Origin of the sequence: Alteromonas sp. ASW11-130, assembly GCF_026183735.1 — a bacterium.
Lineage (GTDB): Bacteria > Pseudomonadota > Gammaproteobacteria > Enterobacterales > Alteromonadaceae > Alteromonas.
Genome location: NZ_JAPFRE010000025.1, coordinates 59,511 through 72,165, shown reverse-complemented (window position 1 = coordinate 72,165; position 12,655 = coordinate 59,511). Strand labels below are relative to the sequence as shown.

Annotated in this window: 10 protein-coding genes; 7 read left to right on the top strand and 3 right to left on the bottom strand. The window is 44.8% G+C overall.

What is annotated here, in order from left to right; translation table 11 throughout:
• Positions 1 to 110: 110 nt before the first annotated feature.
• Positions 111 to 584 carry an Lrp/AsnC family transcriptional regulator gene (locus OPS28_RS08790; protein WP_265609083.1) on the top strand — a complete coding sequence of 158 codons (474 nt, stop codon included), beginning with the start codon at positions 111 to 113 and terminating at the stop codon, positions 582 to 584.
• 222 nt (positions 585 to 806) lie between these two features.
• On the opposite strand, the gene fadA is transcribed toward OPS28_RS08790, so the two are convergent.
• Both fadA and fadB read right to left on the bottom strand, forming a co-directional pair.
• Entirely contained in the window at positions 807 to 1,970 is a 1,164-nt protein-coding gene (fadA, locus tag OPS28_RS08785; RefSeq protein ID WP_265609082.1) for an acetyl-CoA C-acyltransferase FadA, read from the bottom strand.
• 18 nt (positions 1,971 to 1,988) lie between these two features.
• Positions 1,989 to 4,139 (bottom strand): fatty acid oxidation complex subunit alpha FadB, encoded by a 2,151-nt coding sequence (gene fadB / locus OPS28_RS08780; protein WP_265609081.1) that lies wholly within the window; start codon positions 4,137 to 4,139, stop codon positions 1,989 to 1,991.
• A 473-nt stretch (positions 4,140 to 4,612) separates the two neighbouring features.
• On the opposite strand from fadB, the gene OPS28_RS08775 reads away from it, so the two are divergent.
• On the top strand, positions 4,613 to 6,625 hold the full coding sequence (locus tag OPS28_RS08775; RefSeq protein ID WP_265609080.1) for a transglycosylase SLT domain-containing protein: 2,013 nt from the start codon (positions 4,613 to 4,615) through the stop codon (positions 6,623 to 6,625).
• Positions 6,626 to 6,721: 96 nt separating this feature from the next.
• Positions 6,722 to 8,041 (top strand): Xaa-Pro dipeptidase, encoded by a 1,320-nt coding sequence (gene pepQ / locus OPS28_RS08770; protein WP_265609079.1) that lies wholly within the window; start codon positions 6,722 to 6,724, stop codon positions 8,039 to 8,041.
• A gap of 483 nt (positions 8,042 to 8,524) precedes the next feature.
• On the opposite strand, the gene ispB is transcribed toward pepQ, so the two are convergent.
• Positions 8,525 to 9,499 (bottom strand): octaprenyl diphosphate synthase, encoded by a 975-nt coding sequence (ispB, locus tag OPS28_RS08765; protein WP_265609078.1) that lies wholly within the window; start codon positions 9,497 to 9,499, stop codon positions 8,525 to 8,527.
• A 396-nt stretch (positions 9,500 to 9,895) separates the two neighbouring features.
• Between ispB and rplU the strand changes: the two genes are divergently transcribed.
• The 4 genes from rplU to folA all read left to right on the top strand — a co-directional run bounded on the left by rplU (position 9,896) and on the right by folA (position 12,420).
• Positions 9,896 to 10,207, top strand: a complete 312-nt coding sequence (gene rplU / locus OPS28_RS08760) for a 50S ribosomal protein L21 (RefSeq protein WP_265609077.1) — start codon at positions 9,896 to 9,898, stop codon at positions 10,205 to 10,207.
• A 15-nt stretch (positions 10,208 to 10,222) separates the two neighbouring features.
• The gene (gene rpmA, locus OPS28_RS08755; protein WP_169210867.1) at positions 10,223 to 10,480 is read left to right on the top strand and encodes a 50S ribosomal protein L27; all 258 of its coding nucleotides are present in this window, start codon (positions 10,223 to 10,225) and stop codon (positions 10,478 to 10,480) included.
• A gap of 260 nt (positions 10,481 to 10,740) precedes the next feature.
• A complete protein-coding gene (cgtA, locus tag OPS28_RS08750; RefSeq protein WP_265609076.1) occupies positions 10,741 to 11,901 on the top strand; it encodes an Obg family GTPase CgtA in 1,161 nt (386 codons plus the stop codon).
• A gap of 27 nt (positions 11,902 to 11,928) precedes the next feature.
• Positions 11,929 to 12,420 (top strand): type 3 dihydrofolate reductase, encoded by a 492-nt coding sequence (folA, locus tag OPS28_RS08745; protein WP_265609150.1) that lies wholly within the window; start codon positions 11,929 to 11,931, stop codon positions 12,418 to 12,420.
• The last annotated feature ends 235 nt before the right edge of the window (positions 12,421 to 12,655 follow it).

Here is a 12,655-nt window from a genome sequence, read left to right as displayed (position 1 = left end):
ATTACTTCTCACCGATATCTAATAGTGCCATTTCAATACGAGCAATAATTGCTAAATATATATACCTAACTAAAATAGTGTAGAATTATTATTTAATATAGAAACAAAAAATGAAAAATAATTCTATAGACAGAATAGATAAAGAAATCCTGGCTCTTATTCAGGATAATTCAGAGCGGTCTGTTGCTGACATATCAGAAACGGTAGGTTTATCCCAAACGCCGTGCTGGCGCAGAATCCAGCGTTTGCAAGAAACAGGCTATATTACGAAACGTGTAGGATTGCTCGATGCGCAAAAGTTAGGGCTGTCGATGACTGTTTTCGTACAGGTCAAGGCGGCACGTCACGACGGCAATTGGTTGGATAAATTTGCTCAACACGCATCGGGTTTTGACGAAGTGGTCGAGTTCTATCGTATGTCGGGTGAATATGATTACTTGCTCAAAGTTATGGTAAAAGACATGGTGAGTTTTGATCACTTTTATAAGCGCCTGGTCAACGGAATAGACCTCAACGATGTGACATCAAGTTTTGCAATGGAACAAATTAAGTACGCGACCGCTATACCCCTTAATCACCTTTAAATATGATGAAATCGATAGAGAAATCATTTTTATTGCAACGAGTATTTATGGCACTAACAGGATCGCTAAACAGTGCATAGCGCTAAATTGAATATAACTTCTCTAAGGTAGTGAACACTCATACAGGTAAAACAAACCCCGCGAGTGCGGGGCTTGAAATTGTTCAATCAAGGGAGTAGCTAGTGTTACAACTTACTCCGCCTCCAGACTGACTTTTCCTGCTTATACGCGCTCAAAAATAGTCGCTATGCCTTGGCCTAAACCAATACACATGGTCGCCAATCCAACGGATTTATCGTTAGATTCCATTAAGTTAAGCAAAGTGGTGCTAATACGTGCACCTGAGCAACCTAAAGGATGACCCAATGCAATTGCACCCCCATTTAAGTTAACGTGGTCGTCGTACTTTTCTAACCAGCCAAGCTGCTTAATACAGGATAACGCTTGCGCAGCAAATGCTTCATTAAACTCTGCTATTTCAATATCATCCATCGTCATGCCAGCGCGTTTAAGTGCTTTTTGGGTGGCAGGAACTGGACCGTAACCCATGATTGCTGCATCACACCCCGCTACACCCATCGCACGAATGCGCGCCCGAGGCGTTAAACCTAATGCCTTTGCTTTGTCCGCTGACATCAATAACATCGCTGACGCACCGTCAGAAATTGCCGATGAGGTGCCAGCCGTCACTGTACCATTTACAGGATCAAACACTGGGCGAAGTGAAGACAAGGTTTCTACTGTGCTATCAGGACGGATAACTTCATCGTGGTCTATTAGTTTTAGTACGCCGTCGGCGTCATGGCCTTCAGTGGCGACAATTTCATTGTTCCAGCGACCTTCCAAATGAGCGTTGTGTGCACGCTGATGAGAACGTGCGCCAAATTCATCCTGCATTTCGCGGCTGATACCGTTCTGACGACCCAATAACTCGGCTGTCATACCCATGTTACCTGATGCCTTAGCCGTGTGTTTAGCTAAAGCTGGATGGAAGTCTACATTAAAGGTCATCGGCACGTGACCCATATGTTCAACACCCCCAATCATAAAGATGTCACCGTTACCGGTCATGATACCTTTAGTGGCGTCATGTAGCGCTTGCATGGATGAACCACACAGACGATTTACGGTTACCGCGCTGGTTGTGCGAGGGATATCGGTCAATAGCTGCGCATTGCGCGCGATATTGAATCCCTGTTCTTTAGTTTGCTGGACACAACCCCAAATGATGTCTTCTATTTCAGCCGGGTCAACGCCAGGATTTCTGGCCAATAACTGTGTCATAAGATGAGCAGATAAAGATTCTGCTCTTACATTGCGAAATACGCCACCTTTGGAGCGACCCATTGGGGTACGTATGCAATCAATCACTACTACGTCTTTCATTGTCATTCTCCTGTGGGCTTAAGCGAAGTAAGATTTGCGGTTGGCCGCCATTTCGCGGACACCGTCAGTTACTTGATAGATTGGTCCAAGTTCAGCATATTTGTCAGCTAGTTCAACGAACTTGTCTAATCCAATGGTTTCAATCCAACGGAAAATACCACCGCGGAAAGGGGGGAAACCAAGGCCATACAGAAGAGCCATATCGGCCTCTGCGGCGCTATCCACAATGCCTTCTTCTAAGCAACGAATTGCCTCGTTAGCCATAGGAACCATCAAACGAGCAATGATCTCATCTTTATCGAAATCACGACGTTCGCTAACATGGCCAGCCATTAATGTATACGCTTCATCGGCGGCGGCCTTAGTCGGTCTGCCACGCTTGTCACTGCCATAGTTATAGAAACCTTTTTGGTTTTTCTGACCCAGACGTTCGGCGCGATATTGTATGGTAACCGGATCGTTATCGATTTTCTGCATGCGTTCTGGGATACCTTCCGCCATAACACTAGACGCGTGATCAGCGGTATCGATACCTACTACATCTAACAGATAAGCCGGCCCCATAGGCCAACCAAAATCTTTTTCCATTACCTTATCTACGGCGACGAAATCGGCGCCGTCCAACATAAGCTTGCTGAAACCAGCAAAGTAAGGGAACAGCACTCGGTTCACTAAGAAGCCGGGACAATCGTTCACTACAATGGGGGTTTTACCCATCTTCATCGTCGTAGCAACCACAGCATTAATTGTATCTTCAGAGGTATCTTTGCCCCGAATGATTTCAACTAATGGCATTCTGTGAACCGGGTTGAAAAAGTGCATTCCACAGAAGCGCTCAGGCTTATCTAGGCTTTGCGCCAACTGATTAATCGAAATGGTCGATGTGTTCGAGCAAATGATTGTGTCATCGCTAACAGCGGCTTCTGTTTCTTTCAATACTGACGCTTTGATCTTGGCATTTTCCACTACGGCTTCAATTACCATATCAGCATCTTTCATTGCTGAATATTCAAGGGTAGGGGTAATCGCGTTGAGCGTCGACGCCATTTTCTTTGGTGTGACTTTGCCTTTTTCCATGCCTTTGTTAAGGATTTTCGATGCTTCTGATAAGCCTAAATCCAGCGCATCCTGTTTGATATCTTTCATCACCACAGGGATACCTTTAGCGGCACTTTGATAAGCAATACCGCCACCCATGATGCCCGCACCCAGCACAGCATTCATTTTGACTTCTTGTTTAGCCGCTTTCGCGCGCTTTTTACCTTTGCTTTTGACTAACTGGTCAGCCAGGAAAATACCGATTTGCGCTTGAGCTGCGTCGGTTTTAGCTAGCTTCACAAAGCCTTCGTTTTCCAGCTTAAGCGCGCCCGCCCGGTCCTTGCTTGACGCATTTTTGACCGTTTCTACCATCATGTGTGGCGCAGGATAATGTTTGCCCGCCTGTGCAGCAACAACAGCTTGTGCGGTGGAGAAGCTCATCATGGCTTCATTTTTGTTTAGCTTAAGGGGGGATGTTTTTGCCTGGCGACGCGCTTTCCAATCAATCTTACCTTCAGCAGCATCTTTTAGCATAGCCATCGCAGCGTCGCGAAGCTTTTCAGGGGCGACGACCGCATCAATCGCTCCTTCGTTTAAGGCCTTTTGACCATCGCGATCTTTACCTGTGGTCATCCACTCTAACGCGTTATCAGAACCAATGATACGAGGTAATCGCACTGTGCCACCAAAGCCAGGCATTAAGCCAAGTTTAACTTCAGGCAGACCAATACGCGCACTTGTATCCGCCACACGTAAATCGCATGCCAACGTCATTTCGCAACCACCACCCAACGCAAAGCCATTAATGGCGGCAATCGAAGGGAAAGGAAGGTCTTCAAAGTGGTCAAATACCTGCGACGTTTTGCCCACCCATGCCAGAATTTCTTCATCTGTTTTGCTAAACAGGTCGGTAAATTCAGTAATGTCAGCGCCTACGATGAATACAGGCTTTGCACTACGTACGAGTACACCTTTAATACCGCCGTGGGAGGCCATTTTAGCAGCAGCTTCGTCAAGCTCCTGAACTGTTTGGCGGTCAAATTTATTTACAGAACCTTCAGCATCGAAGACTAATTCTGCAAATCCCTCGTCTGAAACAGAAACTGTCAGACTCTTGCCTTCATATATCATTATCATCTCCTTTGGCCTGGGCCAGGATGTAAACTTAATTTAATCTTTTTAATTAAATTGTCGGTTAGGGTGGCTAGATTTTGACAACGCCACGAAAAATTTCAATCAAAAATTCAAACAAGCGTTTCAATTCGTTTCGTTATGGTGTTCGATCGTTCAAAAATCAAGCTCGTAATTGAAAATCTTCTCAGTATAATAGTGAGTAAGCCGATAAAATAAACTTGTTCAGCTTAGCCTCGCAACCATTCACGTACAAATAAATAAGATTAATTACCAAAAAGTACGGTGAGACAACAATAAAAAAATTAACTAGGCTCTGCTGGGATGTCAGGTTTTTCAGCTTTACTTATTTATATACGTGCACTCACACGGATTATGTTCTCAAGAGATATCGGCATTCGATTAGTCGATTGCACTGTAGATTCTGCATGCTTTATGCAGCGTATTCTTCGTTATAAAAATAAGGATGGCTAATGGTAGTAAAGTTTGGTTCTTCTCGTCTACTTGGTTGGTTAAGCGGTTGGTTGCTGTTCGCGGTACCCGCAGTTATGGCTAATCCCCTGTTACCGAAAAATGACGCTATGCAAGCGCAGCGTACCTTATATCTTGAAACTGAAAGAACCATACAAACCTTGCCGGTTAGTCAGTTATATAAAGTTGACAGTGATATGGCTGCGCTACAGTCCTATCCCCTCTATCCCTATTTAGTACGCCAGCGTCTATTTAGAAATGTAACTATTGCCAACCGCAGAGCAATCGAATCTTTCTTAATGGCTTACGACGGCCATCCTATGGTGTATTCACTCAGAGCGAAGTGGCTGCGCTATCTTGCAGATAATAAACAGATGTCAGCTTTTTTAGCCAGCTATCGAGATAACATGGGCGCGGAGATAACCTGCCATTATCTGCAATATCAACTCGCTGAAGCTTCTAACCCCGATTATTGGTTGGACAAGGTAGATGATCTTTGGCTAAGTGCACATTCGCAACCCGACTCCTGCAATCCTGTGTTCAAACGATGGGAAGAACAAGGACACTTAACTGACGCTCGACTACTAAAACGAATCGAACGCGCGGCCTTATCTGGTAATTCTCGTTTGGTTTCTTACTTACAACGCAGTCTGCCACCTGAGCGTCAATATCTGGGTCAGTTGTGGCTTAAGGTACGCAACGATCCTACACAGGTCATGAAGCCGTTTAATTTCCCATTGGCTGAAATCGAAATTGAATCGCGCATCCTCGCGCATGGGCTGGAACGGCTTGCATGGAAAGATCCAGATCAGGCAGTAAAGGGGTATTACCAGTGGCAATCAAAACTCAAGATTTCCGAAGCTCAATGGGCGGATATTCACCGCGCTATTGCACTTAGCTTGGCTATAGATGATAAGCCTGGCGCCCTTACGTGGTTGGAAAGAGCGGACGTGACAGGTGCAGCGCAAGATGTTAAGCGCTGGCATTTGGCTTATTTACTGCGAAAACAGAATTGGCAGAAAGTGCTGGAATTGATTGACCTGAGTCGCCCTCAAATTCAGCAACAAGATGCCTTTCGGTACTGGCGAGCACGGAGTTTCGCCAATTTAGGTGCCCCCGAGATGGGTAAACATACCTTAGAAGAACTCGCATCAGAAAGACACTATTACGGCTTTATGGCAAGTGCGCAACTTGCTAAACCGGCTAGCCTAAAGCATATGGAAGCACCCACTGACCCCTCCATTATACAAGCTATTGAATCTCGTCCTTCGGCACAACGAGCCTATGAATTTTTGCAATTGGGACGGTTAATCGATGCCAGAAGAGAGTGGCGCTACTTAATTTCAAAATTAGATACGACCAAAATCAAGGATGCAGCCGTTCTTGCGAGTGAGTGGGGATGGTACGATCAGGCCATAATCAGTTTTACCCAAAGTGGTTATTTAGATGATGTAAAAAGGCGTTTTCCATTAGCCTTCGCGCCAAAATTTTCCAGGGTTGGCCAAACCTATGACGTTTCGCCAGCGTTTGCGATGGCCATCGCACGGCGAGAAAGCTCTTTTATGGTGGACGCGGTCTCACCCGCTGGCGCAACAGGCTTGATGCAGTTGATGCCAGGCACAGCGCAATATTTGGTGGATAAAAAGATAAATAGAGCGGCCTTAATTGAACCCGATCAAAACGTTCAGTTGGGTGTGCAATACCTACGTTATCTTATGGATAAGTTGGATAATAACCCGGTGTTGGTATCTGCGTCTTATAATGCAGGTTGGAAGAAGGTGTTGAATTGGCTTCCTCGCGACGAGGCACTTCCTACTGATGTTTGGATTGAAAATATCCCGTATCGTGAAACCCGCGGTTATGTTAAAGCCGTGTTGGCGTATCGCTATATTTATGAGCAGCAATTAGGTACGCCTTCAGAAATATTTTCTCAGTTATCCACATCATCCATTCCTGCGGTACCCAGGGACAGTTTAGGACAGATGGCTACAGGTCTACAATTAGCGCCAGAATAACGATTAAGGGTGCGGCAACAGCTATGCTCATGATAAGGTAGATTCATTGGTATGGCAGGCAGATAGCCAGCATTATTGTTTGAATATTGAGGAAATATGAAGGATTTAACGCAGCTTTATCACGCGCATATAACAACACTGCAAAACCGCACTCGGGAAGCACTGGAGCGGGAAGGGCTGGATGGTATGATTGTCCATTCAGGGCAAGCAAAGCGATTGTTTTTAGATGACAATCATTACCCGTTCAAAGTCAATCCCCAATTTAAAGCCTGGCTTCCGGTGATAGATAACCCTAACTGTTGGCTGGTGGTTAATGGCGTGGATAAACCTAAGCTCATATTTTATCGTCCGGTGGACTTTTGGCATAAGGTACCCCCAGAGCCCCGCGATTTTTGGACTGAATTTTTTGATATCAGTTTACTTAAGCATCCAGAAGAAGTTGAGCAATACCTACCTTACGATAAGCGTCAATTCGCTTACATTGGCGAATATCTTGAAGTAGCAAAAGCGCTCGGTTTTGACCAGATAAATCCTGATCGCGTACTTAATTACTTGCACTACCATCGTGCTTATAAAACAGATTATGAACTAGAGTGTATGCGAAAGGCTAACGATGCGGCTGTCGCTGGACATCAAGCGGCAGCGCAGGCGTTCGTAGAAAAAGGGAGTGAATTCGATATTAATCTGGCCTACTCAAAAGCGAGTAGACATGGCGAAAATGATGTGCCTTATACCAGCATTATCGCCCTGAATGAACATGCTTCAATTCTGCACTATATGCATTATGACACTATCGCCCCTAAGCAGCATAGATCGTTTTTAATCGATGCAGGGGCGACATATGCAGGTTACGCTGCCGATATCACCCGTACTTATAGCAGCGAAAAAAATCACTTTTCTGAGCTTATCGAGCAACTCGACGCTTTAACCCTGCAACTTTGTGACCAGCTCAAGCCTGGCGTTGATTACACCGATATTCACTTGCAGGCGCACCAGGGTATAGGCGTGATTCTGGCAGAAACCGGGTTGGTTTCAGGTCCTGTTGAAGATATTGTTTCACAAGGAATAACACGCACTTTTTTCCCCCATGGAATTGGTCACTTTTTAGGTTTGCAAGTGCATGATGTAGGCGCTTTAATAAACGATGACCGCGGAACACCCTTACCCCAACCCGAAAATCATCCGTTTTTACGCTGCACTCGCTCTATTGAGCCAAGACAAGTATTTACGATTGAACCAGGACTTTACTTTATTGACAGTTTACTCGCTGAATTAAAAGCTTCTGCTAATGGCAAGCTGATAAATTGGGAGTTAATCGAGAAGTATAAACCGTTTGGTGGGATCCGTATTGAAGATAACGTAATAGTCCATCGCGACCGCAATGAAAACATGACCAGAGACCGTGGGCTGAATTAATCAACTTGAAAAGTCTATTTAAAAAGACGGTTTAGTATCATTTTGGCGGGTGGTTTAAATCTACTTTAAACCCACTATTCGTTTTGTTACCTATGGCACAACCGTACTGGCTAGCTAATGAAGTGTGACAGCGCTTTATGGCATTCAGAGTGGTTCGTGCTAAGGACATGTCATTATAAGGACCATTTATTTGCGCGCAGAGGTTTGTCAAAGGGCTTGCCGTGTTTCGAAAAGCACAGTGAAGTGGCAAACTTAGGTTATCTTTATTGCGCTCGGATCACGTTTCATTAAGAAGGATTAACAACACCGCAAACATTCGGTAGAGCTGATTATCTTAAAGACTTTTAGAGTTTGTATGCTTTCTTATCAAGCAATTGCTTAACAGACTAAAGTTAGAAAGCGTGGGATCCAGCCAGAAAAGGGGATCCTGATTTTAAATTAGCTTTCTCGGTCCGAAAATTAGACAACTACATCTAACCTTGCTTATGAAGAGCGTTCCACCGAAAGTTTTGCCAACGAAATTAACGCCTCTTTATACTCAGAATCCTGTACGCAAGATAGACTGGCGATAGCTAATTCTGCTTCTTTATCCGCGCATTGTTTGGTGTAGTCAAGTGCGCCCGTAGCGTTCATGATTGACTGAATTTTAGCCAGGTGAGGGAGCCCGTTGGATTGCTCAATCGCTTCTCTGATCAATTCACGATCATCCGCTTGTTCTGCGTGCCACATTGCATACAAAAGAGGTAACGTAGGTTTGCCTTCTGCTAAATCATCTCCTGCGTTTTTGCCCATTTCGTTCGCGTCGGCTTGATAATCTAAAATATCATCGACTAACTGAAAAGCAGTACCTAGATGCTTGCCATAGGCTTGCATCGCTTTCTCAATTTCAGGCTCTTTATCAGTAATGACTGCGGCTAATTGTGTAGCCGCCTCAAATAAACGCGCCGTTTTTCCATAAATTACATCAAAATAGCGTTTTTCAGTCGTCTCAGGATCATTGCAATTCATTAGCTGCAAAACTTCACCTTCCGCAATTTGATTGGTTGCTTCTGAAAGGATCTCCATTACGCGCATACGCTGCAAACTCACCATCATCTGAAATGAGCGGGTATAAAGGAAATCGCCAACCAACACACTAGCTTGATTGCCAAAAATGGCATTAGCGGTTTCTCGCCCCCTACGTAATGTAGATTCATCTACCACGTCATCGTGCAAAAGAGTGGCGGTGTGAATAAACTCAATTATCGCAGCAAGCGTGTGATGGTCCGAAGATTGAATTTGCATAGCTCTAGCGGCCAGCACGCACAGCAGAGGGCGTAATCTTTTACCGCCGCTGTTTACAATGTAAAAGCCCAGCTGGTTAATTAGCGCAACATCTGAATCCACTTGTTGCTGAATGATTGCATTGACAGCATCCATGTCATCTGAAGCCAGGGATCGTATTTGATCTATATCCATGTGTCTCTGTATTGGCAGATGGTTTCGTTTGTGTGGATTGTACCTGAATTAATATGTGTATCCAGCGGATAAACGTAAAAATTGACGTCTTTACCCTAACAATATCTTCAGTTGTCAAAATTCAGTCTTCGTTTTACCAGGAGTCCAACTTATTTGAACATAATGAGAGGCTTAGTATGTTGTGAAGTAGATATGCAAGTAAAATATGACCCAAACTGGGGTTATATTGAGATGTAAAAATTGCGCTGAAAGTTACGCTAGTCACGCATTCCGGGTAATGTGCGAAAAATAATCTAATTTTCTCAAATGTGGGGTTGTGATCGGGGGATGTTTCACGTACAATTCGCGCCCTGTTTTTTGAATTGAAAGCGTCAGAGACGCAGAGCGGAGTTAGATATGTACGCGGTTTTCCAAAGTGGCGGTAAACAGCACCGTGTGGCTGAAGGCCAGACCGTTCGTTTAGAAAAAATCGAAGTCGCACCTGGTGAAAGTGTTGAGTTCGGTGAAGTATTAATGATTAGCAACGGTGATAACGTTAAAATTGGCACGCCTTTCGTTGCTAAAGGTAAAGTGACTGCTGAAGTGGTAACTCACGGTCGTGGCGAGAAGATTAAGATAGTTAAATTCCGTCGCCGTAAGCACTCACGTAAGCAAATGGGTCATCGTCAGTGGTTCACTGAAGTGAAAATTACTGGCATTAGCGCATAAGAGGAGCACGAACACATGGCACACAAAAAAGCTGGTGGTAGTACCAAAAACGGTCGTGATTCAGAAAGTAAACGCCTTGGTGTAAAACGCTTTGGTGGTGAGTCAGTACTAGCAGGTAACATCATTGTTAGACAACGTGGAACACGTTTTCACGCAGGTGACAATGTAGGCATTGGTAAAGACCACACTTTATTTGCACTTTCAGACGGTAAGGTTCAGTTTAACGTTAAAGGACCTAAAAACCGTAAGTTCGTGAGCATCGTTTCTGAATAAGCGATATTTACGCTAACCTGTATTGGTTTTAAGAAACCCCGCGTTAGCGGGGTTTTTTTATGAGAGAATTACCTAACTTCCTGCCTAAGTGAGTGTCTTAGTGTACACTTACATTAATACTTTGTTTTCTCACTTTTAATATTTAGCTGGTTATAATAGTCATTGTGAATTAAACACTCGGCAGGAAAAGCACGCAGTGTTTCGAACCAATGAACACTGAAAATAGTTACGATCAGAGCAGATCGACGCTGGAGCGATAGATGAAATTTGTTGATGAAGCTGAAATTCGGGTTGAAGCTGGTGACGGCGGCAACGGCGTAGTTGGCTTTAGACGTGAAAAATACGTACCAAGAGGTGGCCCCGACGGTGGCGACGGCGGCGACGGAGGTAGTGTATTTTTGCAAGCTGATGAAAACCTGAATACCCTTATCGATTACCGCTTTGAGCGGTTTCATCGAGCAGAGCGCGGTCAGAATGGACAAGGTAGCGATTGCACGGGGCGTAAAGGCAACGACCTAACCGTAACCGTTCCTGTAGGAACACGGGCTACCGATTGCGATACGGGTGAAGTATTGGGTGATTTAACCCGTCACGGCCAACGACTCAAAGTTGCTCAAGGTGGCTTTCATGGGCTGGGTAACGCGCGCTTTAAAAGTAGTACTAACCGCGCTCCACGCCAAAAAACGAACGGTACACCAGGCGAAATTCGGTCTCTCAAGTTAGAGTTAATGTTGTTAGCGGATGTTGGATTACTGGGTATGCCTAATGCGGGCAAATCAACTTTTATCCGCTCAGTTTCCGCCGCTAAGCCTAAAGTAGCCGATTATCCGTTCACCACGCTAGTACCTAATCTAGGGGTCGTGAGACAGGATTCGCAACGTAGCTTTGTGATTGCGGACATCCCAGGGCTGATAGAAGGTGCGGCGGAAGGTGCTGGGCTAGGTATACGATTTCTTAAGCATCTTGAGCGCTGTCGTATTTTATTACACATGGTCGACTTACTACCTGCAGATGAGAGCGATCCAGCTGAAAATGCAAAAGCTATCGTCGCAGAGCTCGAGAAATACAGCCCTAAGCTAGCGGGTAAGCCCCGTTGGTTAGTGTTCAATAAGACCGATTTATTGCTCGAAGAAGAGGTCGAAGAAAAATCACAGCAGGTTATCGAGGCATTAGGTTGGGAAGGGCCAGTGTATAAAATTTCAGCATTCCAAAAGCTTGATGTTGAACCGCTGTGCAAAGACATAATGAATTTTATCGAGACCTTACCCTCGCAATTAGAGTCAACTGATGATGATGCATCAGTCGAATTCAATTGGGATAGCTACAATCGTAATTCGGTTGAACAGGCCGATTTTGACGATGACGACGATGATGATTTTGACGATGATGACTATGATGTCGAAGTAGTTTACCGTAAATAGGGATAGGTAGTGTCAAACAAAGTTGCAATGATAGCCGCGATGGCGAAAAACCGTGTAATAGGTGCAGACAATACAATGCCCTGGCATCTTCCGGCGGATTTACGTTACTTTAAAAAAACTACCCTGGGTAAGCCGGTCATCATGGGGCGTAAAACCTATCAATCAATCGGTAAGGCGCTTCCAGGCAGGCCGAATATAGTCATCAGTCGGAATGCTAGTTTCAGACCTGCTGATGCATCTGTGGTGTCTAGTCCAGAAGATGCACTCGGTATGGCTATTACATTACCTACTCGGGATGAAGAAATCATGGTAATTGGGGGGGGAACTATCTACGAGAGCTTTTTACCGCTAGCCCAAACCTTATATCTAACCCTTATTGATGTTGAGGTTGAGGGGGATACTCAGTTTCCTGATTACTCCCAAACTGGAGCGTGGCAGGAAGTGACCAATGAACAGCATTACGCGGATGAGAATAATCCATACAATTATCAATTCGTCACGTTAAACCGCATCACCTAGTTTTTTCAATTCGCCGCTAAAACGTTTTATCACTGTTCTACATAGATATCACTAAAGGCACCGAGGTTTCTTTATTCCGGTTTCACGTAGTGAAAACCGGAACCCCTTGATTCGAGCACGTAGCAGACAAATACGGGAGTGGGTGGTAACGCATTGGTGGCTGCGTTAGCAGATCCCCGATTGCTCGGGGATAACGTGTCGATAGGCTGACATATGGATATGAAGTTGAAGATGT

Coding starts and splice junctions, on each gene's coding strand:
- OPS28_RS08790 (WP_265609083.1), top strand. CDS start 111: ATGAAAAATAATTCTATAGACAGAATAGATAAAGAAATCCTGGCTCTT.
- fadA (WP_265609082.1), bottom strand. CDS start 1,970: ATGAAAGACGTAGTAGTGATTGATTGCATACGTACCCCAATGGGTCGC.
- fadB (WP_265609081.1), bottom strand. CDS start 4,139: ATGATATATGAAGGCAAGAGTCTGACAGTTTCTGTTTCAGACGAGGGA.
- OPS28_RS08775 (WP_265609080.1), top strand. CDS start 4,613: ATGGTAGTAAAGTTTGGTTCTTCTCGTCTACTTGGTTGGTTAAGCGGT.
- pepQ (WP_265609079.1), top strand. CDS start 6,722: ATGAAGGATTTAACGCAGCTTTATCACGCGCATATAACAACACTGCAA.
- ispB (WP_265609078.1), bottom strand. CDS start 9,499: ATGGATATAGATCAAATACGATCCCTGGCTTCAGATGACATGGATGCT.
- rplU (WP_265609077.1), top strand. CDS start 9,896: ATGTACGCGGTTTTCCAAAGTGGCGGTAAACAGCACCGTGTGGCTGAA.
- rpmA (WP_169210867.1), top strand. CDS start 10,223: ATGGCACACAAAAAAGCTGGTGGTAGTACCAAAAACGGTCGTGATTCA.
- cgtA (WP_265609076.1), top strand. CDS start 10,741: ATGAAATTTGTTGATGAAGCTGAAATTCGGGTTGAAGCTGGTGACGGC.
- folA (WP_265609150.1), top strand. CDS start 11,929: ATGATAGCCGCGATGGCGAAAAACCGTGTAATAGGTGCAGACAATACA.